Annotated in this window: 26 protein-coding genes; 15 read left to right on the top strand and 11 right to left on the bottom strand. The window is 72.8% G+C overall.

The window, feature by feature from the left end:
- Position 1 precedes the first annotated feature (1 nt).
- The 4 genes from AB0C33_RS19760 to AB0C33_RS19745 all read left to right on the top strand — a co-directional run bounded on the left by AB0C33_RS19760 (position 2) and on the right by AB0C33_RS19745 (position 3,623).
- Positions 2-430 (top strand): MaoC family dehydratase, encoded by a 429-nt coding sequence (locus tag AB0C33_RS19760; RefSeq protein WP_352355751.1) that lies wholly within the window; start codon positions 2-4, stop codon positions 428-430.
- Positions 431-580: 150 nt separating this feature from the next.
- Positions 581-1,435 carry a hypothetical protein gene (locus tag AB0C33_RS19755; RefSeq protein ID WP_358289738.1) on the top strand — a complete coding sequence of 285 codons (855 nt, stop codon included), beginning with the start codon at positions 581-583 and terminating at the stop codon, positions 1,433-1,435.
- 319 nt (positions 1,436-1,754) lie between these two features.
- Positions 1,755-2,831 carry a UDP-N-acetylmuramate dehydrogenase gene (locus tag AB0C33_RS19750; protein WP_358289735.1) on the top strand — a complete coding sequence of 359 codons (1,077 nt, stop codon included), beginning with the start codon at positions 1,755-1,757 and terminating at the stop codon, positions 2,829-2,831.
- Between the two features lie 225 nt (positions 2,832-3,056).
- Positions 3,057-3,623, top strand: coding sequence for a TMEM165/GDT1 family protein (locus AB0C33_RS19745; protein ID WP_352355745.1), 567 nt, complete (start codon positions 3,057-3,059; stop codon positions 3,621-3,623).
- Here AB0C33_RS19745 and AB0C33_RS19740 read toward each other — a convergent pair.
- Both AB0C33_RS19740 and deoC read right to left on the bottom strand, forming a co-directional pair.
- On the bottom strand, positions 3,620-4,285 hold the full coding sequence (locus AB0C33_RS19740) for a hypothetical protein (RefSeq protein WP_358289733.1): 666 nt from the start codon (positions 4,283-4,285) through the stop codon (positions 3,620-3,622). The two genes, AB0C33_RS19745 and AB0C33_RS19740, sit on opposite strands and share 4 nt — an antisense overlap.
- Before the next feature lie 29 nt (positions 4,286-4,314).
- A complete protein-coding gene (deoC, locus tag AB0C33_RS19735; RefSeq protein ID WP_352355741.1) occupies positions 4,315-5,244 on the bottom strand; it encodes a deoxyribose-phosphate aldolase in 930 nt (309 codons plus the stop codon).
- Positions 5,245-5,453: 209 nt separating this feature from the next.
- Here deoC and AB0C33_RS19730 point away from each other — a divergent pair, with 209 nt between their 5' ends.
- The 5 genes from AB0C33_RS19730 (at position 5,454) to AB0C33_RS19710 (ending at position 11,117) form a co-directional block, all read left to right on the top strand.
- Positions 5,454-5,600 carry a hypothetical protein gene (locus AB0C33_RS19730; RefSeq protein WP_358289730.1) on the top strand — a complete coding sequence of 49 codons (147 nt, stop codon included), beginning with the start codon at positions 5,454-5,456 and terminating at the stop codon, positions 5,598-5,600.
- Positions 5,601-5,706: 106 nt separating this feature from the next.
- On the top strand, positions 5,707-8,562 hold the full coding sequence (locus AB0C33_RS19725) for an AAA family ATPase (RefSeq protein WP_358289728.1): 2,856 nt from the start codon (positions 5,707-5,709) through the stop codon (positions 8,560-8,562).
- An 84-nt stretch (positions 8,563-8,646) separates the two neighbouring features.
- On the top strand, positions 8,647-10,092 hold the full coding sequence (locus AB0C33_RS19720; protein ID WP_358289725.1) for an aldehyde dehydrogenase family protein: 1,446 nt from the start codon (positions 8,647-8,649) through the stop codon (positions 10,090-10,092).
- Complete coding sequence (locus AB0C33_RS19715; protein WP_358289687.1) at positions 10,082-10,279, top strand: hypothetical protein; 198 nt, start codon at positions 10,082-10,084, stop codon at positions 10,277-10,279. Before AB0C33_RS19720 ends, AB0C33_RS19715 begins: the two co-directional genes overlap by 11 nt.
- Positions 10,272-11,117, top strand: coding sequence for an aldehyde dehydrogenase family protein (locus AB0C33_RS19710; RefSeq protein ID WP_352355733.1), 846 nt, complete (start codon positions 10,272-10,274; stop codon positions 11,115-11,117). Before AB0C33_RS19715 ends, AB0C33_RS19710 begins: the two co-directional genes overlap by 8 nt.
- A 13-nt stretch (positions 11,118-11,130) precedes the next feature.
- Here the strand turns inward: AB0C33_RS19710 and AB0C33_RS19705 are convergent, their stop codons facing one another.
- Genes AB0C33_RS19705 through AB0C33_RS19695 form a run of 3 tightly spaced genes read right to left on the bottom strand, consistent with a single transcriptional unit; the run spans position 11,131 to position 13,583 of the window.
- On the bottom strand, positions 11,131-12,570 hold the full coding sequence (locus AB0C33_RS19705; RefSeq protein ID WP_358289684.1) for an amidase: 1,440 nt from the start codon (positions 12,568-12,570) through the stop codon (positions 11,131-11,133).
- A 19-nt stretch (positions 12,571-12,589) separates the two neighbouring features.
- Entirely contained in the window at positions 12,590-12,763 is a 174-nt protein-coding gene (locus tag AB0C33_RS19700) for a hypothetical protein (RefSeq protein WP_352321015.1), read from the bottom strand.
- Positions 12,756-13,583: an SPFH domain-containing protein gene (locus tag AB0C33_RS19695; RefSeq protein WP_358289681.1), complete on the bottom strand. Its 828-nt coding sequence runs from the start codon at positions 13,581-13,583 to the stop codon at positions 12,756-12,758. The genes AB0C33_RS19700 and AB0C33_RS19695 overlap by 8 nt, the downstream gene beginning before the upstream one ends.
- Before the next feature lie 57 nt (positions 13,584-13,640).
- Here AB0C33_RS19695 and AB0C33_RS19690 point away from each other — a divergent pair, with 57 nt between their 5' ends.
- Positions 13,641-14,816 carry a pyridoxal-phosphate dependent enzyme gene (locus AB0C33_RS19690; protein WP_358289679.1) on the top strand — a complete coding sequence of 392 codons (1,176 nt, stop codon included), beginning with the start codon at positions 13,641-13,643 and terminating at the stop codon, positions 14,814-14,816.
- 14 nt (positions 14,817-14,830) lie between these two features.
- Here the strand turns inward: AB0C33_RS19690 and AB0C33_RS19685 are convergent, their stop codons facing one another.
- The 3 genes from AB0C33_RS19685 to AB0C33_RS19675 are packed head-to-tail and all read right to left on the bottom strand — an operon-like array spanning position 14,831 to position 18,208.
- A complete protein-coding gene (locus AB0C33_RS19685; RefSeq protein WP_358289676.1) occupies positions 14,831-15,520 on the bottom strand; it encodes a hypothetical protein in 690 nt (229 codons plus the stop codon).
- Complete coding sequence (gene hrpB / locus AB0C33_RS19680; protein ID WP_358289673.1) at positions 15,517-17,904, bottom strand: ATP-dependent helicase HrpB; 2,388 nt, start codon at positions 17,902-17,904, stop codon at positions 15,517-15,519. The genes AB0C33_RS19685 and hrpB overlap by 4 nt, the downstream gene beginning before the upstream one ends.
- Positions 17,891-18,208, bottom strand: a complete 318-nt coding sequence (locus tag AB0C33_RS19675; protein ID WP_352321025.1) for a helix-turn-helix transcriptional regulator — start codon at positions 18,206-18,208, stop codon at positions 17,891-17,893. The genes hrpB and AB0C33_RS19675 overlap by 14 nt, the downstream gene beginning before the upstream one ends.
- An 89-nt stretch (positions 18,209-18,297) precedes the next feature.
- On the opposite strand from AB0C33_RS19675, the gene AB0C33_RS19670 reads away from it, so the two are divergent.
- Entirely contained in the window at positions 18,298-19,449 is a 1,152-nt protein-coding gene (locus AB0C33_RS19670) for an MFS transporter (RefSeq protein WP_358289670.1), read from the top strand.
- On the opposite strand, the gene AB0C33_RS19665 is transcribed toward AB0C33_RS19670, so the two are convergent.
- Positions 19,398-20,012, bottom strand: a complete 615-nt coding sequence (locus AB0C33_RS19665; RefSeq protein WP_357966875.1) for a TetR family transcriptional regulator — start codon at positions 20,010-20,012, stop codon at positions 19,398-19,400. The genes AB0C33_RS19670 and AB0C33_RS19665 overlap by 52 nt on opposite strands.
- Positions 20,013-20,083: 71 nt before the next feature.
- Between AB0C33_RS19665 and AB0C33_RS19660 the strand changes: the two genes are divergently transcribed.
- Both AB0C33_RS19660 and AB0C33_RS19655 read left to right on the top strand, forming a co-directional pair.
- Positions 20,084-21,049, top strand: coding sequence for a hypothetical protein (locus tag AB0C33_RS19660; protein ID WP_358289667.1), 966 nt, complete (start codon positions 20,084-20,086; stop codon positions 21,047-21,049).
- 80 nt (positions 21,050-21,129) lie between these two features.
- Positions 21,130-21,816: a hypothetical protein gene (locus AB0C33_RS19655; RefSeq protein ID WP_358289664.1), complete on the top strand. Its 687-nt coding sequence runs from the start codon at positions 21,130-21,132 to the stop codon at positions 21,814-21,816.
- Here the strand turns inward: AB0C33_RS19655 and AB0C33_RS19650 are convergent.
- Entirely contained in the window at positions 21,813-22,640 is an 828-nt protein-coding gene (locus AB0C33_RS19650; RefSeq protein ID WP_358289662.1) for an undecaprenyl-diphosphate phosphatase, read from the bottom strand. The genes AB0C33_RS19655 and AB0C33_RS19650 overlap by 4 nt on opposite strands.
- A gap of 109 nt (positions 22,641-22,749) precedes the next feature.
- Positions 22,750-23,562: an NAD(P)H-binding protein gene (locus AB0C33_RS19645; protein WP_358289659.1), complete on the bottom strand. Its 813-nt coding sequence runs from the start codon at positions 23,560-23,562 to the stop codon at positions 22,750-22,752.
- Between the two features lie 75 nt (positions 23,563-23,637).
- On the opposite strand from AB0C33_RS19645, the gene AB0C33_RS19640 reads away from it, so the two are divergent.
- A complete protein-coding gene (locus AB0C33_RS19640; RefSeq protein ID WP_358289656.1) occupies positions 23,638-24,558 on the top strand; it encodes an AraC family transcriptional regulator in 921 nt (306 codons plus the stop codon).
- The gene (locus AB0C33_RS19635) at positions 24,555-25,064 is read left to right on the top strand and encodes an HAD domain-containing protein (RefSeq protein WP_358289653.1); all 510 of its coding nucleotides are present in this window, start codon (positions 24,555-24,557) and stop codon (positions 25,062-25,064) included. Before AB0C33_RS19640 ends, AB0C33_RS19635 begins: the two co-directional genes overlap by 4 nt.
- The last annotated feature ends 12 nt before the right edge of the window (positions 25,065-25,076 follow it).

Below are 25,076 nucleotides of genomic sequence, written 5' to 3'. Positions count from 1 at the left end.
GATGGCGGCCACGGTGAGGTACGACGAGGTCGAGGTCGGGCAGGAGCTCCCGGTCGTGGGCTACAACGTCCGGCGGCTGAACCTCGTCATGTACGCCGGCGCCTCCGGCGACTTCAACCAGATCCACTGGAACGAGCGCTTCGCCCGGACGGTCGGGTTGCCCGACGTGATCGCGCACGGCATGTTCACGATGGCGCAGGCGGGCCGGTTCGTCACGGACTGGGCGGGCGATCCGGGCGCCGTGCTGGACTTCGGCGTGCGGTTCTCGTCGATGGTGATCGTGCCCGACGACGACCAGGGCGCGACGATCTCGGTGAGCGGGGTCGTCGAGGAGAAGCTGGAGGACAAGCGGGTGGTCGTCGGGCTGACGGCCAAGGCGGGCGACGCGAGGGTCCTGTCGAAGGCGCGTGCGGTGGTACAGCTCTCCTGATCCCGTGATATGTCGGGCGGGTCGCGGGTAGCCCGTGTTGTTATGAGTGAAGTTCCGCGACAGGTCTGGCCCACCGTCCGTTCCATCCCCGTGTCGTCCGTGACCGATGCCAAGCCTCCTGCTCACCTGCGTCCCGCGTCCCCTGAACAGGTGGGGGGCAGCAGCGGCACCGGACGGGACACCACGGGCGGTTCGGCCACCGGCGTCGGCACGGGCCGCGCCCGGCCCAGGGGCGCGGGCGCGCACGGGAACCCCGCCGCCGCGCTGGGCTTCTCCGGCGACCCCGGCCAGCACGGCGACCCCGACGACACGATGCTGCACGCCCAGCGCGTCTGGGACGGCACCCTCGCCACGAACCGCATGGACGACCTGGGCGTCAACACCGAACGCCAGCGCGTCGAGACCAAGGACGTGACGGTCTCCGCCGGGCTGCTCGTGGACGGCCGGCCCGGGGACGTGCTGGAGTGCGTCCAGTCGGTGATCGAGCACACGCGCGCCCGGATCCTGGCCCTCGACCTGGGGAACGTCGACGGCGCGGGAGACGTCCTGGACGAGCTGGCCGAACGGCACCCGGAGCGGATCGTGGTGTGGCACGTCGCCGAGACCTCGCGGGCGGCCGGGGGCACGGCGGGGTGGGGAGAAGGTCGTACCAAGCTGTTGCGGCTGGACGAGTCCGAGGTGCACGTGCTGATGGAGACCTCGCTCGCGCTGACGGGGGACGCCTTGACGCCGCTGGTGGCGGCCATCGTGGAAGGGGCGGTGGCGGCGGGGTGGCAGGCGGCCGAGGCCGAGGAGCCCGGCAGGGTGGGGGCGTTGCGCTGCGACCTGATGGCGGTGCGCAGGTCGGCGGCGCTGGGGGCCTTCCCCGAGGGCGCGGAGCGCGGCGAGGAGGCCGACCTGGAGTTCTCCCGCGCGCTGGAGGGCGGCCTGGTGGTGCCCGAGGGCCCCCTCCCGGTCCACCGCCTCGGCTCCCCCCACCACCACGACCAGCCTCTCCACAGCTGACCCCCCGCCCCTGCCCCGTGGAGCCGATCGGCAGCGTCGGCGCGGGCGCGTGCACGGGCGGGCGGGTGGCGGTCCGGGTCGGAGGAGGCTGCAGGGAGCGGGTGGCGGGCTCAGGGGGCCGCCAGTGGGAGCGGCGGTGCGAGAGGGTGCCGCCAGGAATGGTGGCGGTTCGGGGCGGGGGAGCCGTTGGGGGATGCCGCCGGGGGTTGGTTTGGGGTGGAGGTGGCCGTTGGAGGCGGGGCGGTTCGCGGTTGTGGGGGAGCTGTAGGGGGTTCGGGGCGGTGTCGTGGGGGCTGGGGGGCTCATAAGCTTGGGGGCCATGGAGATGCTCGCGTCGCACACCACCCTGGGCCTGGGCGGCCCCGCCCGCGACTTCGCCGAGGCAGTCACGGCGGAGCAGCTCGTGTCCCTTGTCGCCGAGGCCGACATGAACGGGGTGCCGACCCTGGTGCTCGGCGGCGGCAGCAACGTGGTGATCGGTGACGAAGGCTTCGACGGCCTGGTCGTCAAGGTGGCCACCGAGGGCGTGACGGTCTCCAGGGATGGCGAGCAGGTGCTGCTCACGGTCGAGGCCGGCCAGGACTGGGATCGGCTGGTCGAGCGGGCCGTGGCCGAGGGGTGGTCCGGCATCGAGTGCATGTCCGGCATCCCGGGCCTGGTGGGCTCGACGCCGATCCAGAACGTCGGCGCGTACGGCCAGGAGGTGGCGCAGACCATCAGGTGCGTACGGGCCTACGACCGGCTCACCCGGCAGGTGGTCGACCTGGAGGCGCGCCAGTGCGGGTTCTCCTACCGCGACAGCGCGTTCAAGCGGGACCTGTCGCGGCACGTGGTGCTCGCCGTGACGTACGCACTGGACGTGTCGGACATGTCCGGCCCGGTGGCCTACCAGGAGCTGGCCGGGCGGCTCGGGGTGGAGCTCGGCGGCCGCGTGCCCCTCGGGCCGGCCCGTGAGGCCGTCCTGGGGCTGCGGCGGGGCAAGGGCATGGTCTTCGATCCGGCGGCCGACCCCGACAGCCGCAGCGCGGGCTCGTTCTTCACCAACCCGATCCTGACCGCCGAGGAGGCCGCCGAGCTGGCCGGACGCGCTCCCGGCCACCCCCGCTGGAACATGCCCGACGGCCGCGTCAAGGTGCCGGCCGCCTGGCTGATCGAGCAGGCGGGCTTCCCCAAGGGCTACGAGCGCGGCCCGGTGCGCATCTCCACCAAGCACACGCTGGCCCTCACCAACCCCGCGGGCGCCGCCTCCACGGCCGACCTGCTGGGGCTGGCCGTGGAGGTGCGTGACGGAGTGCGGGAGAAGTTCGGCGTGACGCTGGTCAACGAGCCGGTGCTGGTCGGTTGCACACTGACGGCCGAGCCGGTGTCCGAGGCGGGGGAACAGCCGGCGGAATGACGGCTCTACGTGGGCTGTTATGGTGTGTTGGTAATTCCGAAGGGGAGTAGTCCCAATCGTGTGATCGACATACTGGCGCGTGATCGCGCCCGGTCACACGGGCCTTGACGGGCGGACGAGACCTTCGGCCTGGCAGTCATGGACAAAGACGCTGCCGGGCCGAAAGTCGTGCCCGAAGATCCCCCGGGTGCCTGCTTCCGGTCTGGTCGCGGGAAAGAGGACCGGTTGGAAGCGTTCTGGATCAGTCTCGCGGTCATTTTCGTGGCCGAACTCGGTGACAAGAGCCAGCTCATGGCGATGACGTTCGCCACCCGTTTCAAGCCCTGGCCCGTGCTCGCGGGCATCACCATCGCCACCACCGTCGTGCACCTGCTGAGCGTGGCCGTGGGCGGGCTGGTCGGGAAGGCGCTGCCGACGACGGCCATCTCGATCGTGGCCGGCATCGCCTTCCTCGGGTTCGCCCTGTGGACGTTGCGGGGCGACGAGCTGACCAAGGAGGAAGAGGACAAGGCCCGCAAGACGACCAGGAACGTCCTGGTCGCGGTGACCGTGGCGTTCTTCCTGAGCGAGCTGGGCGACAAGACGATGCTCGCCACGATCACCCTGGCCACGCAGCACGGCTGGGTCGGCACGTGGATCGGCTCGACCGTGGGCATGGTCGCCGCCGACGCCCTGGCCATCCTGGTGGGCCGCCTGCTCGGCAAGCACCTCCCCGAGAAGGTCATCCGGTACGGCGCCGCCGCCGCGTTCGCGGTGTTCGGCGTCATCCTGCTGGTCGAGGCGCTGATCTAGCAGCGCGGCAGCCGTTCGTGGACGTCGGCGATCAGGTTGAGCACGGCCTCGCGGCTCTCCCGGGCGAAGGCGGCCTCCACCGCCCGGGCCGCGGGCCCGTCGCCGAGCCAGGCGAGGACCTGGGCGTGGGCGGGGGCGTCGCGATTCCAGAAGGCGTTGGTCAGCCGCCGCCCGGACAGGCCGTCGGTGACGAAGTCGCGCAGGTGGGCGATCGCCGCCTCGCTCTCCAGCGTGGCCCAGGCGTCGAGGAAGGGCGCCAGGTCGACGCCGGTGGCGGCGACGGCGCACAACACCGTGTCGGCCGGCGGACGGGACGGATGGCGGCGCAGCGTGCCGAGCCACCACTCGTGCAGGAACGCGGTGACGGCCGCGCGTTCGCCGCCCGGCCAGCCGTGCCAGCCGGCGACGGCCAGCTTGCCGAGGACGATCTCCGGGTCGGGGTAGGAGAACGCGTCGGCCGCCGCGCATTCGAGCAGACGCGGCAGGAAGTAGCGGAAGGCGGGGACGTCCCCCCACGTGGTGAGCGCCTTGGCCGCATAGCGGGCCAGCGAGCCCGCCTCGATCGCCGAGACCGGGCCGGACAGCAGGCACGCCTGCTCGCCCGGCTCGACGCAGTGGGGGCAGCCGGGCACGCTCGCGGGCCTCGCGACGGCTCCGAACACCTCGTAGAGCCGCCCGAGGGCCGTCGCCGTCAGTCGAGGGTGAAGTAGTCGGGGCCCGCGTAACGGCCGGTGGCGAGCTTCTGGCGCTGCATGAGCAGGTCGTTGAGCAGCGAGGACGCGCCCAGCCTGAACCAGTCGGGGGAGAGCCAGTCGTCGCCCGCCGTCTCGTTGACCAGCACCAGGTTCTTGATGGCGTCCTTGGTCGTGCGGATGCCGCCGGCCGGCTTCACGCCCACCTGGCGCCCGGTGGTGTCGCGGAAGTCGCGCACCGCCTCCAGCATGATCAGGGTCACCGGCAGCGTGGCCGCGGGGGACACCTTGCCGGTGGAGGTCTTGATGAAGTCGGCGCCCGCGATCATGGCCAGCCAGGACGCCCGGCGCACGTTGTCGTAGGTCGCCAGCTCGCCCGTCTCCAGGATCACCTTCAGGTGCGCGGCGCCGCAGGCGGCCTTCACCGCGACGATCTCGTCGTGGACCTTCATGTAGTCGCCGGACAGGAACGCGCCGCGGTCGATCACCATGTCGATCTCGTCGGCGCCCGCGGCCACGGCCAGCGCCGTGTCGCTCACCTTGACCTCCAGCGAGGAGCGCCCGCTGGGGAACGCGGTGGCGACCGAGGCCACCTTGACCCCCGACCCGGCCACCGCCCGGACGGCCACCTCCACCATGTCGGGATAGACGCACACCGCCGCCACCTTGGGGGCGCCGCCGCCCGGGTGCACGGCCTTGGTGCACATGGCCCGCACCTTGCCCGCCGTGTCGGCGCCTTCGAGCGTCGTCAGGTCGACCATGGAGATGGCCAGGTCGATGGCCTGGGCCTTGGCCGTGGTCTTGATGGAACGGGTGCCGAGCATGGCCGCCCGCTGGTCGGCGCCCACCCGGTCGACTCCGGGAAGGCCGTGCAGGAAGGCGCGCAGCGTCGCGTGGGACGAGGCGACGTCCGCGAGCGAGGTAGTCACAGTTGACACCTTCACAGCATCGCCGACCAGGGCCACTACCTCCAAACCGGACGGACGGGAACGCCGCCTAAGGCGTGGCGGGCCCCGTCCTAGGTATGTCCGGCCCCGCGTACGCCCCCAGATAGGTCATCCACCCGATGTGGCGGGCCGGGCCTTAGGCCGAACATTGAAGATGTCAGGGAAAAGCAGCAAATGTTCAGGAGAACACGATGAACCCCGAACTCGAGTACGAGCTCATGAAGTCCCACGCCAGCGAGCTCCGGCGGGCCGCCGCCGAGCACCGCCGAGTACGCGAGGCCATGAAGGGAAACAAGGCCGAGCGTCGCTCGGTCTTCGGCAAGCTCCGTTCGTCATGACCGCCCCCAGAGAGCCCGGCCGCGTCATCAGTTGTGGCGGCCGGGCCTCTGAACCCCCCTGAAACCCCGTCGAAACTGATTGATAGGGCATGGCATGCTGAACGACATGCTGGGACGTTCGGTGAGTCCCGTCTTCGTCGGGCGGGCGGAGGAGCTCGCCGCTCTCGCAGAGAGCTTCGACGAGGCACGTAAGGGCACGGTGACGGCCGTGCTCATGGGCGGGGAGGCTGGGGTCGGCAAGAGCCGGCTCGTGCAGCGCTTCGCCGAGTCCTGCGTGGCCGACGGCGCGCAGGTGCTGGTCGGCGGCTGTGTGGAGCTGTCGGCCGAGGGCCTTGCCTACGCGCCCTTCACCGCCGCGCTCAGGCAGCTCGTCAGGGAGCAGGGCCCCGCCGCGGTGGCCGCGCTGCTGCCCGAAGGCGCCCAGCGAGACCTGGCCAGGCTGCTGCCGGAGTTCGGCGAGCCCAGCGGCGACGGGGAGACGGATACGGGCCGCGCCCGGCTCTTCGAGCAGTTCCTCACCCTTCTCGAACGCCTCGCGGACAGCCGCCCCACGGTCCTCGTCATCGAGGACATCCACTGGGCCGACCGCTCCAGCCGCGACCTGATCGCGTTCCTCAGCCGCAACCTGCACGCCCCGCAGGTGCTCATCGTCATGACCTACCGCTCCGACGACCTCCACCGGCAACATCCGCTCCGCCCCGTGCTGGCCGAGCTCGGCCGGGTGAACGGCGTCCACCGTCTCGACCTGCCCCGCCTGTCGCGCGACGAGGTGGCCGCGCAGATGGCCGGCATCCTCGGCTCCGCGCCGGAATATGTGAAGGTCCAGAAAGTCTACGAACGCAGCGAGGGCATCCCGCTGTTCGTGGAGGCGCTGCTCGACGGCGGCGAGGACTGCACGTTCCCCGAGTCCATGCAGGACCTCATCCTCAGCGCCGTCGAACGGCTGCCCGAGGACACCCAGCGCGTCCTGCGCATGGCCGCGGCCGGCGGCAACCGGGTCGGCCACGCGCTGCTGGCCGCCGTCAGCGGGCTGTCCGAGATCGAGCTGGAGGCGGCCCTGCGTCCCGCCATCGCCGGGAACGTGCTGCAGATCGCCGACAACCGCGCCTACGTCTTCCGGCACGCGCTGATCCAGGAGGCCGTGCACGAGGAGTTACTGCCGGGGGAGCACCAGCGCCTGCACTCCCGGTACGCCGAGGAGATCTCCAAGGACCGCTCGCTCGTCCCGCCCGGCCGCGCCGCCGTCGAGCTGGCCCACCACTGGCACGGCGCCCGCAACGACCTCTGGGCCCTGGTGTCGGCCTGGGAGGCCGCGCAGAAGTCGTTCAAGGCGTACGCCTACACCGAGGCCGTGCCGCTGCTGGAACGCGTGCTCATGCTCTGGGACCGGGTCCCCGACGCCGCCCGGCGCATCGGCGTCGACCACACCGCCGTGCTCGAACGCGCCTCCGAGGCCGCGAACGCCGGCGGCGAGGTGGACAAGGGCGTGAAGTTCGTCAAGGCCGCCCTCGCCGAGCTGGACGAGACCAAGGAGCCGGGCCGGGTGGCCCAGCTCATCGTGCGGCAGGCGTCGTTCAAGGCGTCGAAGGGCCAGATGGGCGTCATCGAGCTGCTCCGGCACGCCCTGCGGCTGGCGCCCGAGCCGGGCCCGGTGCGCGCGGAGGTCGTCATGCCGCTGAGCAGGCAGCTCATGCTCCGCGGCCAGATCACCGAGGGCGAGGAGCTGATCCACGAGGGCCTCGACCTGGTCAGGCGGTCCGGCGACAAGTGCCTCGAAGGCGACCTGCTGATGAACCTGGCGCTCGGCCACTCGCTCAGAGGCGAGCTGGAGCGGGTCATCGCCGTCAACGAGCAGGCGATGGCACTCGGCAAGACCGAGAGCTCGGGCCGCATCATCATCAGGGCGATCGGCAACAACATCGACTCCCTCATCGACATGGGCCGCGCCGAGGAGGCCCTGCGCCTGTCGGAGGAGGGCTGGGAGTACGCCAAGAAGTACGGCAGGCTGCGCGGCAGCGGGCTGTTCATCCTCAACAACTGGGCCGAGGCGCTGGAGTCGCTCGGCCGCTGGGACGAGGCGCTCGACCTCGTGGACAGCGCGCTCAACTACGGGCCCGTCCTGCGCACCCAGTACGCGCTGCTGCGCGTCCGGGCCGACATCGGGCTGGCCAGGGGCGACCTGCAGCGCGTCGAGGGCATCCTGTCGGAGATCGGCGTGCTGAAGGACCGTCCCGAGGACTTCGTCCAGGACGTGATCAGCAACGCGCGGCTGCACATCGGCTGGCACCTGCTCAAGGGTGAGCCGTGGGCGGCGCTGGCCGTGGCCGAGCGGGCGCTGTCGCATCCGAGGCTGCCGAGCAAGGCCATGCTGGGCTGGCGGCTGCTCTCCCTGTTGCGCACGGTCTGCGACGCGGCGGAGGACCTCGAACCCGGCCGGACCGCCGCGGTACGGGCGCACGCCGCGGAAGTGGCGGCCGAGCTGACGATCAGCGGGCCGGTGGCGGAGGCGTACCGACTGTCCTACAGCGGCGACTTCGACGCCTCGGCGGCGGCGTGGGAGCGGCTGATGCGTCCGCACAACCAGGCCAAGGCCCTGCTGCGGGCGGCCGGCGTCGCGGCCAGGAGCGGTGACCGGGAGGGCGCGGCGTCCAGGCTGCGGCAGGCGCGTCCGCTCGCCGCCGCGCTGCGCGCCATCCCGCTCGCCGAGGAGATCGAGGCGCTGTCGCGGCGCGTGGGCGGCGGCCCGCAGGCCCAGGAGACGCCGTCGGAGCTGCTGACGCCGCGTGAGCTGGAGGTGCTGCGCCTGGTGACCCAGGGCCGCACCAACCGCGACATCGCCGCCGAACTGTTCATCTCGGCGAAAACCGTCAGTGTGCACGTCTCGAACATCCTGGCCAAGCTGGGTGTCACCACGCGCGGAGAGGCCGCCGCGGCGGCGCATCGGCTGTCACTCCTGTCCTAGGAGCTCCGGGCCCCTCTGAGCACTCGGACCGACCGTCTACGCTGGCAAGGTGATGTCCCTATACCTCACCCTGGCGTGACGGCGATGTTCGACTACGCACCCGCGCCAGAGTCGCGCGACATTGTCGATCTCAAGCCGTCGTACGGGTTGTTCATCAACGGTGAGTTCGTGGACGGCTCCGGCTCCCCCTTCAAGACGGTCAACCCGGCGACGGAGGAGAAGCTGGCGGAAGTCGCCTCGGCCTCCTCCGACGACGTCGACCGGGCCGTGCAGGCGGCGCGCAAGGCGTTCGGCGTGTGGAGCGCCCTGCCGGGCGCCGAGCGGGCCAAGTACCTGTTCCGCATCGCGCGCCTGATCCAGGAGCGGGCCCGCGAGCTGGCCGTCCTGGAGTCCCTCGACAACGGCAAGCCCATCCGCGAGTCGCGCGACGTCGACCTGCCGCTGGTCGCGGCCCATTTCTTCTACTACGCGGGCTGGGCCGACAAGCTGGCCTACGCCGGGTTCGGCCGGAGGACGACAGACGGGCACAGTGGCACCAAGCCGCTCGGGGTGGCCGGGCAGGTCATCCCGTGGAACTTCCCGCTGCTCATGCTGGCCTGGAAGATCGCTCCCGCGCTGGCCTGCGGCAACACGGTGGTGCTCAAGCCCGCCGAGACGACCCCGCTGACCGCGCTGCTGTTCGCGGAGATCTGTCAGCAGGCCGAGCTGCCGCCCGGCGTGGTCAACATCGTGACCGGCGCGGGCGACACCGGCGCCGCCCTGGTGGCCCACCCCGACGTCAACAAGGTGGCCTTCACCGGCTCGACCGAGGTCGGCCGGATCATCGCCCGCGCGGTCGCGGGCACCGACAAGAAGCTCACGCTGGAGCTCGGCGGCAAGGCCGCGAACATCGTGTTCGAGGACGCCGCCGTCGACCAGGCGGTCGAGGGCATCGTCAACGGCATCTTCTTCAACCAGGGCCACGTCTGCTGCGCGGGCTCGCGGCTGCTGGTGCAGGAGTCCGTCCACGACGAGTTGCTGGAGTCGCTGAAGCGGCGGCTCGGCACGCTGCGGCTCGGCGACCCGCTGGACAAGAACACCGACATCGGCGCGATCAACTCGGCCGAGCAGCTCGCCAAGATCCGCGAGCTGTCCGAGGCCGGGGCCGACGAGGGCGCCGAGCGCTGGTCGCCCGCGTGCGAGCTGCCCGAGCGGGGCTACTGGTTCCCGCCCACGCTGTTCACCGGGGTCGCCCAGTCTCACCGGATCGCCCGGGAGGAGATCTTCGGGCCGGTGCTGTCCGTGCTGACCTTCCGCACCCCGGCCGAGGCCGTGGAGAAGGCCAACAACACCCCGTACGGGCTGTCGGCCGGGGTCTGGACCGAGAAGGGCTCGCGCATCCTGTGGATGGCCGACCGGCTGCGGGCCGGGGTCGTCTGGGCCAACACGTTCAACAAGTTCGACCCCACCTCGCCGTTCGGCGGCTACAAGGAGTCGGGGTATGGCCGTGAGGGCGGGCTCGCCGGGCTGGAGGCCTACCTTGACGTGTGATCATCGCCGTGCCGGGCGGTCCGGGCGGCGCGCCCAGGCCACCCGCGGGCACGCCTTCGCCCGCGCCGGCCGGCCCGTACGCGTCGGCTGGTACGCCCACCGCTGCGGCGTCAGCAGGTGCGGCCAGGTGTTCGCCCCGGTCCAGACGTCGCAGGAGTCCACGTGGAGAGGTCGGGGCGATGAGTAGGTTGTCCGTCAGAAAGACCTACAAGCTGTACATCGGCGGGGCCTTCCCGCGCTCGGAGAGTGGGAGGTCCTATCCCGTGACCTCGCCCAAGGGCGACTTCCTCGCCAACGCCTCGCGCGCCTCGCGCAAGGACGCGCGCGACGCCGTGGTGGCCGCGCGCAAGGCGTTCCCCGGCTGGTCCGGCGCGACCCCCTACAACCGGGGGCAGATCCTCTACCGCGTCGCCGAGATGCTGGAGGGGCGGCGCGGGCAGTTCGCCGAGGAGCTGGGCCTGGGCAAGAAGGCCGCGCTTGAGTCGGTGGACGCGGCGGTCGACCGGCTGGTCTGGTACGCGGGCTGGTCCGACAAGATCACGGCGGTGCGCGGGTCGGCGAACCCGGTGGCGGGGCCGTACCTCAACCTGTCCTCGCCGGAGCCGACCGGGGTCGTGGCCGTGGTCGCGCCCGCCGATCCGCTGCTCGGGCTGGTGTCCGTGGTCGCGCCGGTGATCGTCACCGGCAACACGTGCGTCGTGGTCGCCTCCGAGCCCTCGCCGCTCGCCTCGATCACGCTGGCCGAGGTGCTGGCCACGTCCGACCTGCCGGGCGGGGTGGTCAACATCCTGACCGGTCAGCAGGCCGAGCTGGCGCCCTGGCTGGCCGCGCACATGGACGTCAACGCGCTCGACCTCACCGGGGTCGAGGACGCCGACCTGGCGCTGCGCTGCGAGCAGGAGGCGGCCGAGAACCTCAAGCGGGTGCTGCGTCCGGTGCGCGAGGACTGGACGGCCGACCCGGGGCTCGGGCGGATGACACGGTTCCTGGAGACCAAGACCGTCTGGCACCCAGCGGGCGTCTAGAAGAAACAGGCGGTCAGGAGAAGCCGGGCGGGCGTAGCGGCGGGTGGGCCGCCTGGAGCTGGGCGGCCAGGGCCAGCAGGTGCGGCTCGCCGCCCGGCGGCGCCACGAGCTGCACGCCGATCGGCAGCGCGCTGGAGTGCGTGGCGACCGGCACGGCCATCGCGGGCCAGCCGCACAGGTTCCACGGGCCCGTGGTGGGCGCGTACCTGACGTTGGCCAGCAGGTTGGGCAGGAGGCCGCGCCCGCCCCAGCGGTCGGCGCGCGGCGGCAGGGCGGCGAGCGCCGGCGTGATCATCACGTCGGCGTCGCCGAACCAGGTGTCGGCGCCGTAGCCGCTCCAGCGTTCGCGGCCGCGCCGGCCGTCCAGGCCGATCCTGGTGAGCACGCGGCCGGCGCGGGCCAGCGCGCGGGTGCGGCGCTCCAGTCCGTGCGGATCGAGACCGTCGGCGGCGGCTGCGGCCCGGCCGAGCCAGGTGGCCACGGCGGCGGGGCCGAGCCAGGCGGGCAGGCGGTGCGGGTGCTCGACCACGGTGTGCCCGGCGTGCCGCAACGTCTCGGCGGCCGCTCGCACCGCCGCCTGGAACTCCCGGTCCACGGGCAGGCCCGGCGGCAGCGGCTGCGGGGCGTAGGCCACCCGCAGGTCGAACGGCTCCGGGCTGTCCTGCGGCGGTTGCGGCTCCCACACCTCGTCGTCGTCGGCCCAGACCGAGCGCAGCATGCGCGGCTTCGGCTCGACCCGGTGGCCGGTACGCCACGCCTCGGCCAGCGCCGGATCGGCGGCCAGGACGGACAGCGCGAGCGACAGGTCGGCCGCGGTCGTGGCGAGGGGGCCGTTCTCGGTGAGCCCGTCCCAGTCGTCGGCGGGCGGCGGGACCAGGCCCGTTCCCGGCTTGACGGCCAGCACGCCGCAGCAGGCGCCCGGGATGCGCAGCGACCCCATGCCGTCGTTGCCGAGCGCGATCGGCACCATCCCGGCCGCCACCGCCGCCGCGCTGCCCGAGGACGAGCCACCGGCGGTGCGGGCGAGGTTCCAGGGGTTGCGCACGACGCCGTACGGGCTGTCGCCGAAGCCGACCAGCCCCAGCTCCGGCAGGTTGGTCAGCCCGACGATCACCGCGCCCGCCGCGCGCAGGCGGGCCACGGCCGGATGGTCCTCCCGGGCGGGCGCGCCGGACGTGGCCGCCGAGCCGCCGCGGGTGGGCTCGCCGGCCACCTCCAGGTTGTCCTTGACCGCCACCGGGACCCCGGCGAGCGGCAGGTCGGCCAGGTCGCGGCGGTCGCCCACGGCCCGCGCCTCGTCCATCGCCTGCTTCCTGACCAGCCGGAAGGCGCCCACCCGGGAATCCCGCTCGGAGATGCGGTGAAGGTGCTCCTCCACGACGGTCGTGGCCGTGACGTCGCCGCGCCGGACGGCCGCCGCGATCTCGATGGCGGTCCTGCCTGCCCACAACATGTCTAGAGTGTGCAGGTTTTCACTCTTCCTTGCGAGAGCCCCTGCCAGGCTCCCGCCCGGCCTCCTTCAGCGCCAGCCGCAGCGCGAACTCGATCTGCGCGTTGATGCTGCGCAGGTCGTCGGCCGCCCACTTGGCGATGGCGTCGTAGACGGCCGGGTCGAGGCGGAGCAGGAGCTTCTTCCGCTCAGGCATACAGACTGCCGGCGTTCACCACCGGCTGGGTCGCCCGGTCGCCGCACAGGACGACCAGGAGGTTGGAGACCATCTGGGCCTTGCGCTCCTCGTCGAGCTCCACGACCCCCTCGGCGGCCAGCCGGTCGAGCGCGAGCTGGACCATGCCGACCGCGCCCTCGACGATCCTGGTGCGGGCGGCCACCACCTGGCTGGCCTGCTGGCGCACCAGCATGGCCTGGGCGATCTCCGGCGCGTAGGCCAGGTGGGTGATGCGGGCCTCCAGGATCTCGATCCCGGCCAGCTCGGTGCGCTCGCGCAGCTCGGCGGTCAGCTCGCCGGCGACCTCGGCGCCGTCGCGCAGGCTGGTGCGCTCGGGCTCGTGCGAGTCGTACGGGTGGGTGGTCGCGAGGTGGCGCACGGCGGCCTCGGACTGGATCGCGATGTACTCCTCGTAGTCGTCGACGGAGAAGGCGGCCTTGGCCGTGTCGGTGACCTTGTAGACCACCACCGCGGCGATCTCGACCGGGTTGCCGTCGGCATCGTTGACCTTGAGCTTGGCGGTCTCGAAGTTGCGCACCCGGAGGCTGATGCGGCGCTTGGTGGTGAACGGCGTCACCCACTGCAGCCCCGCCACGTTGACCGTGCCGACGTAGCGGCCGAGGAACTGCACGACCTTGGCCTCGTTGGGGTTGACCACGGTGAAGCCGGAGGCCACGAGCGCGAAGAGCACGATCCAGGCTATGCCGAGCGTCTTGATCGAGACCAGCGCCGCGCCGCCCAGCAGGAGGAGGACGAGCAGGACGAGGAACCCGTTGACCCGGAAAGCACGACGTTCCATCGCGACTCCTTGCTATCGAAGTGATATCACCATGATAGCCATATAAACTCCATGCGCGTGAACGGATCTTCACTCGCCATCCGCCAGCGCTCGCTGGGTGACCCTTCGATCGAGTTCCCGCTGTCCCCGCCGCTCACCAGGGGCTGCCCGCGCACCAGCACCGCTGAGATCGCCTATCCGGTCGAGGTCGTCTACGACTACGCGGGCGTCGACAAGGGGCTGTTCGACCAGGAGCCGGGGCCGGACATCGCGCGGTGGTCGCCGCTGCTGCCGTCCCTGGAGGCGCCGACGCTGGGCGAGGGCGGGACGCCGCTGCTGGAGTTCGACGGGATCCACGTCAAGGACGAGTCCCAGAACCCGACCTGGTCGCACAAGGACCGGCTGAACCGGGTGGCGGTCAGCGCCGCCCTGGCGGAGGGGGCGGCGGGGGTGGTGGCCTCGTCCGGCAACCACGGCGCCTCGGCCGCCGCGTACGCCGCCCGTGCCGGGCTGCCGGCCATCGTGCTGGCCTCGGCGGACTCGCCGGCCGGCGTGCAGGCGTTCGTGCGGGCGTACGGGGCCAAGGTGTTCTCCGTGCCGGCGGAGGAGCGGTGGCCGCTGCTGCGGGAGGTCGTGGACCGGCTGGGCTACCACCCGGTCAGCAACCAGACCGTGACCCACACCGGCCACCCGTTCGGCCCGGAGGGCTACAAGACGGTCGCGTACGAGCTGTTCCTCCAGCTCCGACGGGTGCCCGCGGCGGTCTTCGCGCCCACCGGGTACGCCGAGCTGCTGTTCGGGATGTGGAAGGGCTTCACCGAGCTGCGGCTGCTCGGGCTGTCCGGGGACGTGCCGCGGATGTTCTCCTGCGAGCCGGCCGCGGGCGGCCCCAACGCGCGGGCCCTGGCCGCGGGCTCACCCGCGGCGGTCGTCGAGCTGGGGGCCAGCCGGGCCTACGGGATCGCGGGGTCGGTGGGCGGCCACCGGGGCGTGCTGGCGGTGCGCGACAGCGGCGGCGAGGCGGTGCTCGTGACGGACGACGAGATGCGCGCCGCCCAGCGGGACCTGGCGCGGCAGGGCATATGGCAGGAGCTGTCGGGGGCGGCGGGCCTGGCGGGCTGCCGGAAGCTGCGCCGGGACTTCGACGGGCCGGTGGTGTGCGTGGGCACGTCGAGCGGGTTCAAGGACATGGGGGTGGGCGAGGCGGCCCATCCGGTCCGCACCGGTTTGACGGTGGCCGACCTGACGGACTGACCGCGCCCGGTCTGTCAGGGCTTGAGCAGGATGCGGAGGGGACCGAGGGTGGTGAAGCCGTGGGCGAGGGGGGCCGACGGATCGCTCTCGTAGCCGACCAGCGGGCGGCCGGGGAACAGCTCGGCCGCCATCGCCACCGTGCCCTCCCAGGCGGCGGACTCGTCGCAGCCCGAGGCGAAGACGTTCGAGACGCCCGTCACCGTGCCGCTCGCGCTGAGCGCCGCGCCGCAGACCACGTCGGCCCCGATGCGGCCGCACACCAGCCGCACGTGCGGCTCGTCGAGCAGCGCGGGCGGGAACAGGCCGGGCGCGCCGCCGGAGAAGCACGCCTGCGCCCACTCCTCCAGCACCCTGGGGTCGGCGGCCACCTCCCACACGATCGGGTCGCCGGTGGCCGCCCGGAGGGGACGCTCGGGCGCGCCGGGCGCGGGCCGGGCGATCCACTGGGCGGTGAACAGCACGTCGAAGCCCGGCAGGTCGAGCGTGCCGAAGCTGTCCTTGACCGAGGCGCCCGAACCCGCGTCGATGTGGCCGAGCACGTCGGCCGGCCCGGCGTCGGGGGAGAGCGTGACGGCGTCGGGGTACAGGACGGGCGTCCTGGCCGGGTTGGTCCAGGCGAGCGGCCCGAAGACGCCGGGACGGCCGTGCGCCCGGCACATCGTGTCGCACCAGGCGGCGTTGTCGCGGACGGCTTCGTCGATCAAGGTCTGCTCCGGTTGACGCGGCGGGTCGGCGGCGCGGTGAGCGGATCCTCCGGCCATGGATGCTTAGGGTAGCGGCCCCTCATCTCGGCCCGTACGGACCGGTAGCCCTCGCGCCAGAACGAGGCCAGGTCCGCGGTCACCGCCACCGGACGGCCCGCCGGGGACAGCAGGTGGACCAGCAGGGGGACGCCGGCGAGCCGCGGCGTCTCCTCCCAGCCGAACAGCTCCTGCAGCTTCACCGCGAGCACCGGCTGCTCGCCGGAGTAGTCGATCCTGATCTGCGAGCCGCTGGGCACCTCGACGCGTTCGGGGGCCACGTTCTCCAGGCGCTCGCTCCACGGGATCAGGCGGCGCAGGGCGGCGGCCACGTCGATGCGTTCGACGTCGGCGCGGCGGCGGGCCCTGGACAGCTCCGGCTCCAGCCACTGGTCGGCCAGGGCGATCAGGTCGTCGGTGGCGGGCCACGGGGGGCCGATCGCGCGGTGGGCGAAGGTCAGGCGGTCCTTGAGGTCCTTCGCCTGTCTCGTCCAGGTCAGGAGGTCTTCGGTGCGCAGGCCGTGCAGGATGGCGGGGCGTACGTCGGCGTCCTTGAGCGGCGTGGCGGACAGCTCGATCGCGCCCAGGCGTTCGACCACGCGGGCCGACACGTCGCCGCGCCGCTCGCCCGGCGGCACCCGCCAGGCGACCTCCTCCTCGACCGTGACGGGCAGGGCCAGCCTGGCGATCTCCTCGTCGATCACCACGGCCTGGCGCACGCGGGCCGAGGCCGAGCCCGTGGGCCGGTCGGCGACGGCGATCGCCAGCCACGGCGAGGTGGACAGCCTGGAGCCCTCGACGAGCTGGGCCTGCGTGCCCGACGCCATGAGATAGCCGCCGCCGCGCCGTCGCGCCACCCGCTCCGGGAACGCCAGCGCCACCGCCATGCCGGCCAGCGCGTCGTCACCCACCTCCCACGCCTCCGGCCCCTGGCCGGAGGCGCGGGCGAGGCGTCTGGTCTCCTGGCGCCAGCGGGCCGCGAAGCCGGTGCCGCCGCTGCGGGCCGCACGCCAGACCTCCGCGAGGTCGTCGCCCGCGTCCCTGGGCAGCTGCTCCGACAGCAGCGCCACCACCTCGGCGGCCCGCGGGCCGAGGTCGAGCAGGGCCCTGGCCAGGCGGGGATGCACGCCGGCGAGCGCCATGCGCCGCCCGCGGCCGGTCACCCGGCCGGCCTCCAGCGCGCCCAGCGCCTCAAGGGTGCGGACGGCGGCCGCCATCGCGGCGGGCGGCGGCCGGTCGAGCAGGGCGAGGCCGACCGCGTCCGCGTCGCCCCAGCAGGCCGCCTGGAGGGCGAACCCGGTCAGGTCGGCCAGCGCGATCTCCGGCCGCGCGTGGTCGGCCAGGCGTTCGTGCTCGGCCGCCGTCCAGCAGCGGTACACGGCCCCGGGGGCCTCCCGCCCGGCGCGGCCGGCCCGCTGGGCGGCGGACGCCTTCGAGACCCTGACCGTGGTGAGCGAGCCGAGCCCCCTGGCGTGGTCGGTACGGGGTTCGCGGGCCAGCCCCGAGTCCACCACCACGCGGACGCCCGGCACCGTCAGGCTCGACTCGGCCACCGACGTGGCCAGCACGACCCGGCGGCCGGCCCCGGGCGACAGGACGGCGTCCTGGACGCGCGCCGGCGCCTGACCGTGCACCTGGAGCACGTCGAGGTCGCCCAGCATCCCGGCGACCCGGGCGATCTCCCCCACACCGGGCAGGAAGCACAGTACGTCGCCGTCGCGCTCGGCGTACGCCCGCCGGACGACCGAGGCCACGTGCGACAGCAGCGCCGGATCGACGCGCAGGCCGTGGGGCGGCGCGACCGGACGCTCCGGCGGCGCCCACACGGTCTCCACGGGATGAGCCGTCCCCGAGGCGGCCACCACGGGCCCGCCGATCAGCTGTGACCAGGGGGCCGCGTCGGCGGTGGCCGAGGTGGCCAGCAGCCGCAGGTCGGGGCGGAGCGTCTCGCGCACGTCGAGCAGGAACGCGAGGGCGGTGTCGGCGTCGAGATGGCGTTCGTGGCACTCGTCGAGCACGACCGCGTCGACCCCGGCGAGCTCCTGGTCGCGCTGGAGCCGCTGGAGCAGCACGCCGGTGGTGACGACCTCGACCATGGGGTTCGCCCCGGTGTGCCGCTCGCCGCGGATCGTGTAGCTGACGCCCATGCGCCGGGCCGCCGCGCGGACGGCCAGCCGCCGGGGCTCGGCGACCAGCACCCGCAGCCCGGTTTCGGCCAGCGCCAGGGGCACGACCGTGGTCTTGCCCGTGCCGGGCGGCGCGGTGAGCACCGCCGTGCCGTGGCGCTCCAGCGTGGCGAGCAGCTCGGGGAGCGCGTCGTGGATCGGCAGCCGGTCAGGCGGGGGCATGCGAGGCCGACAACACGGAGTCGAGCAGGCCGGGGAAACGTTCGTCGAGGTCGCCGCGGCGCAGGCTGATGTACTTGAGCCGGCCCTCCTGCTTGGAGACGATCACGCCGGCCTCGCGCAGCGAGCGGTAGTGGTGGGACGCCGTCGACTTGTGGACGCCGAGATGGTCGCCCGCGGCGGTGCACGTCATCTCGCCGAGGGTGGCCAGGCGGACCACGATCTCCAGCCGGACGGGGTCGGCGAGCGCACGCAGGACCTCGGTGAGCTGGATGTCCTCCTTCGCGGGGTGCGGTAGCAGGCGCATGGTGGCACCCTACCTCGCTCTGATTGTTTGACAACTATCCAACTGTAATGACAGTTTGATGCCCGTCCAACTAATTGGCTGGAGGTTCCATGAGTTCCCGGCTCTATCCCCTTGCTGCCGGAAATTTCGCCATCGGTACTGGCATGTTCGTCACCGCCGGGCTGCTCACCCCCATCTCCGCGGACCTCGGGATCTCCACGTCCGCCGCCGGGCAGCTCATGACCGTGTTCGCCCTGGCGTACGCGCTGCTGTCCCCGTTGCTGGCCGCGCTCACCGCCCGCCTGTCGCGCAAGCGGCTGCTGCTGCTGGCGCTGGCCGTGTTCGTCGCGGGCAACGTGCTGACCGCGCTGGCTCCGACGTACCCGCTGGTCATGGCCACGCGGGTGGTGGCCGCGGCCGGGGCGGCGATGTTCACCCCGACCGCCTCGGGCGTGGCCAACGCGCTGACCTCGCCCGAGCGGCGCGGGCGGGCGCTGGCGCTGGTGATGGGCGGGCTGAGCGTCTCCTCGGCCGTCGGCGTGCCGTTGGGCACCTGGCTGGGCTCGGTCTCGGGCTGGCGGGCGACGATGTGGCTGGTCGTCGGGCTCGGCGTGATCGGCTTCGCCGGGGTGGCGGCGCTCGTGCCGGACGTGCGGGTCGCCGTGTCGGGACGGCTCGGCGAGCGGTTCGCGCCGCTGGCCGACCGGCGGGTGCTGGTGGTGCTGGTCACCCAGCTGCTGATGTTCGGCGCCGGGTTCACCGCCTACACCTACATCGGGTCGCTGTTCGACCTGCCGCTGCCGGCCGTGTTGTGGGCGTGGGGGCTCGGCGGCATCGTGGGCAACCAGCTCGGCGGGCGCCTCACCGACGCCTACGGGCCGCGCCGGATGGTGCTGATCGGCCTGGCCGCCTCCACGGTCTTCCTGGCCCTGATCCCCGTCGCGAACCTGGCCCTGCCGATCGCGCTGGTCTGGGCGCTCCTGTGGGGCGCGCTCGGCTGGCTGGTCGCGCCGGCCCAGCAGTTCAGGACGGTGGCCGCGGTGCCGGACAACGTGCCCATCGGGCTCGGCCTGCTGTCGTCCGCCCAGTACGTCGGCCTGTTCGCGGCCGGCATCGCGGGCGGCGTGGCCCTGGACGCCTACGGCCGGGCCGGGGTGGTCGTGCTGGCCACCGGGCTCGGCGTGGCGGCGCTGCTGTTCACCCTGGCGACCTACCCCCGGGCGGCGGCGATCTCGTCGAGCGAGAGCGTGCCCGTCAGGTAACGCTGGACGTTGGGCGCAGTCAGGGCCGCGACCTGGCCGGCGGGCAGCGAGGCCAGCGGGTCGAGCCGGAGCATGTAGCGGATCATGGCCAGGCCGAGCAGCTGCGAGGCCGCCAGCAGCGCGCGGACCTCGGGATGGGCGCCGGGCAGCCGGCGGGCGATCGGGGCCAGCAGCTCCCGGCCCAGCAGCTCCTTCAGCAGCGCGGCCGTCGCCGGGGTGGCGGCGGCCGCGTGCAGCACGGCCGAGAGCCGGGGGCCGTGCCGCGGGTCCTCCCACAACTCCAGATAGCGGGTCACCAGCCGCTCGCCGATGCCGGACGCGTCGCCGTCGAGGGCGCCGACCATCAGCGCGACCGGCATGCTGGCCTTGATCGCGGCCTCGAACAGGCCGTCTTTGTTGCCGAAGAAGTGCATCACCAGCGCCGGATCGACGCCCGCGGCCCGCGCCACGGCCCTGATCGTGGTGCCGCCGTAGCCGTGGGCGGCGAAGGACTCCATCGCCGCCTCCAGGATCTCCTGCCTGGTCTGCGGGTTTCCCGGTCGTCTTCCGCGTTCCTCGGCCATGGGGCTATTCAACCACGTGGAATTCATCTACCCTCGAATTCAACATCGATGAACTCATCAGGTGGTGAAAAATGCGCAGGATCATTGGCCTCGTGGTCGGGGTCGCGCTGCTGGGGATGGTGTTCGCCGGGTCGTTCCTCGGGGCCTTCCACGCGCCGGAACCGCACGGCGTGCCCGTCGCCGTCGTCGCGCCCGCCGGGCAGGTGCGGCAGCTCCAGAGCGGCATCGACAGGCGACGGCCGGGGGCGTTCGCGCTGAGCCCGTACGGGTCGGCAGAGGCCGCGCGGACCGCGCTGCTGGAGCGGGAGGTGGACGCGGTGCTCGTGCCGGGGGAGGGCAGGCTGGTGGTGGCGAGCGCGGGCGGCCGCACCGGCGCCACGGTGATCACCGCCGCCTTCCAGGGGGCCGCGCAGGCGCAGGGCCGCACCCTGGAGGTCGAGGACGCCGTCCCGCTGCCGCCCGGTGACGCCGGCGGCATCGCCGGCATGTTCTACGTGCTCAGCGTGCTCCTGCCGGGGATCGCGCTGGCCGTGCTGCTCGCCCGGGTCGCGCCGGGTCTGGGCGCGGCGGCGCGGACGGGCGTCCTGGCCGCGGGCGCGCTGGTGGCGGGCACGGCCGTCGCGTGGCTGGCCGACGTGGTGTTCGGCGCGCTGCCGGGCAGCTTCGTCCCGCTGGTGGCGGTCTCGGCGGGCATCGCGCTGGCGGTCGGCCTGGTGGTCGCCGGGCTGGTCAAGGTCATCGGCACGCCGGGGGTGGGGGTGGCGGCGCTGCTGTTCGTCCCGATCGGGCTTCCGGCCAGCGGCGGGCCGCTCGGCGCCCGTTACATCCCCGAGTGGTACGCCGCCGTCGGCCGTGTCCTGCCCGTGGGCCCGGCCGCCGAGGCGGTGCGCAACACGGTGTTCTTCGGCGGGGCCGCCCTGTGGACGCCGGTCGGGGTGCTGGCCCTGTGGGCGCTGCTCGGCCTGGTCCTGCTCGCCCTGCCCGGCCGCCGGGCGCAGCCGGCCCCCGCCGCCCCGCGCGCGCCGGTGGCCGTCTGATCTTCTCCGCCTCGGAGGTGACCTGCGGTCGCCCCGCAGGCGGACGACGGGTGGCGGCGGCGGCACGTACCGTCGCCGCCATGTTCAGGAACCAGGTGACCTTCCGCCGCGTCGCGGCGGGCACGTTGCTCATCGCGGCCCCGCTCCTGCAGTTCGTGGCCGTCGTCATCGACCCCGGCACGTGGGGCGACTCCCGCGAGGCGGTCAGCTACGGCGACAACCCCGCGCTGGCCCAGGCGGAGTCGGCGCTCTACCACTGGAGCTGGATGCTCATGGGCCTGGCGGCCATCGCCCTGGTGCACCTCACCAGGCGCAAGGCCACCGTGCTCGGCCACATCGCCGGGGCGGCGACGGCCATCGGCTACATCTCGACGTCGGCCCTGCTGATGATCGACCCCGTCGAGTGGTGGCTGGGCCGGCACAACCCGCCGGAGCAGGCGCAGAAGATCCTCGACGAGATGCTGAACCTGCCCGGCGTGATCTTCGGCTTCCAGATGCCGTGGATGTTCTTCGCCGTGCTGGGCCTGCCGCTGCTGGTCGTCGCCGTGTGGCGGGCCGGGTTCGTCGGCTGGTGGGTGCCGCTGCTGGTCTTCGTCGGGTACGTCGTCTCCTTCCCCATCGAGTACGGCCCCGTGACCGTGCTGTTCTGGGCCCTGCCCGTCGCCGGCCTCGGCTGGACCGGCCTGAAGGTGCTGCGCATGGGCGACGAGGCGTGGGCGGCCTACTACCCCTCGCCCGCCCTCGACCGGACGGCCGTGTCGGCCTAGGCGGCCGGGATCAAGCCCGCGGTGACCGCCAGGATGACGACGAAGCCCAGCACGATGCGGTAGATCACGAACGCGGTGAACCGGTGGGTGCTGATGTACTTCAGGAACCAGGCCACCGCCGCGTAGCCGACGGCGAACGAGATCAGCGTCGCCAGGATGGTGGGCCCCCACGCGGGGGCCTGCCCCTCGCCGATGTCCTTCAGCTCGAACGCCCCCGAGGCCAGCACGGCGGGGATGGCCAGCAGGAACGAGTATTTGGCGGCGTCCTCGCGGCGGTAGTCGAGCAGCAGGCCGGCCGTGATCGTGCCGCCCGAGCGGGAGACGCCCGGGATGAGGGCCAGCGCCTGCGCGAAGCCGTAGACGATGGCGTGGGTGAAGCTGAGGTGCTTCTCCAGCGTGAGCTTGTTGCGCGCGGTGCGGTCGGCGAACCACAGGATGCAGCCGAAGACGATCAGCGTCGTGCCGACCACGCGCAGGTCGCGGAAGACGGTCTCGATCTGGTCCTTGAACGCCAGGCCCAGCACGCCGATCGGGAGCGTGCCGACGATGACGTACCAGCCCATGCGGGCGGCCCAGTGGCCGCGCAGCTCCCGGTCGAACAGCGAGCGGACCCAGGTGGAGACGATCTCCCACAGCTCCTTGCGGAAGTAGATGAGCACCGCGGCCTCGGTGCCCAGCTGGATGACCGCCGTGAAGGCCGCCCCCGGGTCCTGCCAGCCGACCAAGGCCGAGACCACACGGATGTGGGCGCTGGAGGAGATCGGCAGGAACTCCGTGAGCCCCTGGACGAGCCCCAGCACCACCGCTTCGAGCCAGCCGATCACGACTACACCTTCCGGTTACGGGAGTGACCAGGGTGAGGTTAGCGGAAACGGGGGCCGCGCAGTTGCCCGCCCAGCAGGTTGAGCAGGCCGGGGGAGAGCCGGCCCGCTCTCAGCGTCCGGCCCACGCCGCGGCGTTCGCCCTGGCGTAGTCGGCGAAGTCGCGGGCCGGACGGCCCAGCGCCTCCCGGACGCCGTCCGCCACGTGGGCGTTGCGGCCGTCGAGCACCTCGGTGAACAGCCCGGTCAGGCCCTCGGCCTCCTCCTTCGGCACGCCCGCCGCCACGGCCCCGGCCACGTACTCCTCCGGCGTGACCTCGATGGAGGTGATCGTGCGGCCCGTGGCCTTCGACAGCTCGGCCGCCGCGTCGGCGAACGTCAGCAGCCTCGGGCCGGTGAGCTCGTACAGGCGGCCGGCGTGGCCGTCCTGGGTGAGGGCGGCCACGGCCACGTCGGCGATGTCGTCGGCGTCCACGAACGGCTCGGGCACGTCGGCCACCGGGATCGCCAGCACGCCGTCGAGGACCTGGTCGAGCAGGAAGCCCTCGCTGAAGTTCTGCATGAACCAGCCGCAGCGCACGATCGTCCAGTCGAGGCCGGACTCCCGCACGGTCCGCTCGCTCGCCTCGGCGCCCGGCTCGCCCCGGCCCGACAGCAGCACCAGCCGCCGCACCCCGGCGTCCGCGGCGAGCCGGGTGAGCTCCAGGACGTCCTCGTACGCGCCGGGCAACGCCAGGTCGGGGTAGTAGGACACGTACACGGACTCGACGCCGTCGAGCGCGGCGGCCCAGGTGGAGCGGTCCGCCCAGTCGAAGGACGGCGTGGCCGAGCGGGAGCCGATCCGCACGGGAAGGCCGAGAGAGGTGAGCCGGTCAGCGACACGGCGGCCGGTCTTGCCGGTTCCGCCCAGAACCAAAATCGTCATGCATCTAGTAAGCCGTCATACCCATAAGACTCTCCATGGTTGAGAAGCGCGTTGCCATATGCGATCGTCTAGCCCATGGATCAGCTCGCGGCATTGCTCGACGGACCGAGAGCGCGGAGCGCCTTCCTGCTCCGGTCCATCCTCGACCCGCCGTGGTCGATGCGCATCCAGGACGAGGCCCCGCTCACGCTGGTGGCCCTGGTGTCCGGTGAGGCGTGGGTGCTGCCGGACAAGGGCGAGCCGGCCCGCCTCGAACCCGGGCAGGTGGCCATCCTGCGGGGGCCGGAGCCGTACGTGGTGGCCGACGCCCCCGGCACCGCGCCGCAGATCGTCATCCACCCCGGCCAGCGCTGCACCACCCTCGACGGCGAGTCGCTGTACCAGTCGATGGACCTCGGCGTGCGCACCTGGGGCAACGACCCGGCGGGCGGCACCGTGCTGATCACCGGCACGTACACGCTGGAGGGCGAGGTCAGCAGGCGCCTGCTCGACGCGCTGCCCCAGCTCCTCGTGCAGCCCGGCGGGCCGGTCATCGCGCTGCTCGGCGCCGAGATCGTCAAGGACGACCCGGGCCAGTCCGCGGTGCTCGACCGGCTGCTCGACCTGCTGCTGATCGCCGTGCTCCGGTCATGGTTCGCCACGCACGAGGCGCCCGCCTGGTACCGCGCGATGGGCGACCCGATCGTGGGCAGGGCGATGCGGATGTTGCACAACAACCCCGCCCATCCCTGGACGGTCGCCGCCCTCGCCACCGAGGTGGGGGTCTCCAGGGCGGCGCTGGCCAGGCGGTTCACCGACCTGGTGGGGGAGCCGCCGATGTCCTTCCTCACCGACTGGCGGCTCGCGCTCGCCGCCGACCTGCTGCGCGAGCCCGACGCCACGATCGGCTCGGTGGCCAGGAAGGTCGGCTACGGCAGCCCGTTCGCGCTCAGCGCGGCCTTCAAGCGCGTACGCGGCGTCAGCCCCCAGGAGCACCGGGCCGGAGCGGCGAGGTGAAGCCCCTGCTGCTGCTCGACGTCGACGGCGTGCTCAACCCGATGGGACGCCCGACGCCCGACTTCCGGCGCTACCGCTGCACGATCGGCACCGAGGTCTACACCGTGCACCTCAACCCCCGCCACGGCCGCCGGCTGCTCGACCTGGCCCTGACCACGGGCGCCGAGCTGGTCTGGGCCACCACCTGGGAGCAGCACGCCAACGAGTGGATCTCTCCCAGGATCGGCCTGCCGACGCTCCCGGTCGTCACCATGGGCCCTGAGCGGACCCGTACCGAGCACGGCGAGATGTTCAAGACGCCGCACGTCGCCGCGTACGCCGGTCGGCGGCCGTTCGTGTGGTTCGACGACCAGGTGTGGGCGCAGGACGAGCAGTACCTCAGGGTCGATCAGGGTCTGGAGAATTTCCTGTTGATCCACGTCGATCCCAGACATGGACTGACCAGGGAACATCTGGGCATGGCTCATGAGTGGCTGACCCTTACAGGGTTTTCTCAGGGTCCCTAGCGGGATATCGGC

Origin of the sequence: Nonomuraea sp. NPDC048881, assembly GCF_040649795.1 — a bacterium.
GTDB lineage: Bacteria > Actinomycetota > Actinomycetes > Streptosporangiales > Streptosporangiaceae > Nonomuraea.
This window is presented reverse-complemented; position numbering and strand designations above follow the sequence as displayed.

What these genes read in the sequence shown, in the direction of transcription:
- AB0C33_RS19760 (WP_352355751.1), top strand. Translation starts at nt 2, where the DNA reads ATGGCGGCCACGGTGAGGTACGACGAGGTCGAGGTCGGGCAGGAGCTC.
- AB0C33_RS19750 (WP_358289735.1), top strand. Translation starts at nt 1,755, where the DNA reads ATGGAGATGCTCGCGTCGCACACCACCCTGGGCCTGGGCGGCCCCGCC.
- AB0C33_RS19730 (WP_358289730.1), top strand. Translation starts at nt 5,454, where the DNA reads ATGAACCCCGAACTCGAGTACGAGCTCATGAAGTCCCACGCCAGCGAG.
- AB0C33_RS19725 (WP_358289728.1), top strand. Translation starts at nt 5,707, where the DNA reads ATGCTGGGACGTTCGGTGAGTCCCGTCTTCGTCGGGCGGGCGGAGGAG.
- AB0C33_RS19720 (WP_358289725.1), top strand. Translation starts at nt 8,647, where the DNA reads ATGTTCGACTACGCACCCGCGCCAGAGTCGCGCGACATTGTCGATCTC.
- AB0C33_RS19710 (WP_352355733.1), top strand. Translation starts at nt 10,272, where the DNA reads ATGAGTAGGTTGTCCGTCAGAAAGACCTACAAGCTGTACATCGGCGGG.
- AB0C33_RS19705 (WP_358289684.1), bottom strand. Translation starts at nt 12,570, where the DNA reads ATGTTGTGGGCAGGCAGGACCGCCATCGAGATCGCGGCGGCCGTCCGG.
- AB0C33_RS19700 (WP_352321015.1), bottom strand. Translation starts at nt 12,763, where the DNA reads ATGCCTGAGCGGAAGAAGCTCCTGCTCCGCCTCGACCCGGCCGTCTAC.
- AB0C33_RS19695 (WP_358289681.1), bottom strand. Translation starts at nt 13,583, where the DNA reads ATGGAACGTCGTGCTTTCCGGGTCAACGGGTTCCTCGTCCTGCTCGTC.
- hrpB (WP_358289673.1), bottom strand. Translation starts at nt 17,904, where the DNA reads ATGCCCCCGCCTGACCGGCTGCCGATCCACGACGCGCTCCCCGAGCTG.
- AB0C33_RS19675 (WP_352321025.1), bottom strand. Translation starts at nt 18,208, where the DNA reads ATGCGCCTGCTACCGCACCCCGCGAAGGAGGACATCCAGCTCACCGAG.
- AB0C33_RS19670 (WP_358289670.1), top strand. Translation starts at nt 18,298, where the DNA reads ATGAGTTCCCGGCTCTATCCCCTTGCTGCCGGAAATTTCGCCATCGGT.
- AB0C33_RS19665 (WP_357966875.1), bottom strand. Translation starts at nt 20,012, where the DNA reads ATGGCCGAGGAACGCGGAAGACGACCGGGAAACCCGCAGACCAGGCAG.
- AB0C33_RS19660 (WP_358289667.1), top strand. Translation starts at nt 20,084, where the DNA reads ATGCGCAGGATCATTGGCCTCGTGGTCGGGGTCGCGCTGCTGGGGATG.
- AB0C33_RS19655 (WP_358289664.1), top strand. Translation starts at nt 21,130, where the DNA reads ATGTTCAGGAACCAGGTGACCTTCCGCCGCGTCGCGGCGGGCACGTTG.
- AB0C33_RS19645 (WP_358289659.1), bottom strand. Translation starts at nt 23,562, where the DNA reads ATGACGATTTTGGTTCTGGGCGGAACCGGCAAGACCGGCCGCCGTGTC.
- AB0C33_RS19640 (WP_358289656.1), top strand. Translation starts at nt 23,638, where the DNA reads ATGGATCAGCTCGCGGCATTGCTCGACGGACCGAGAGCGCGGAGCGCC.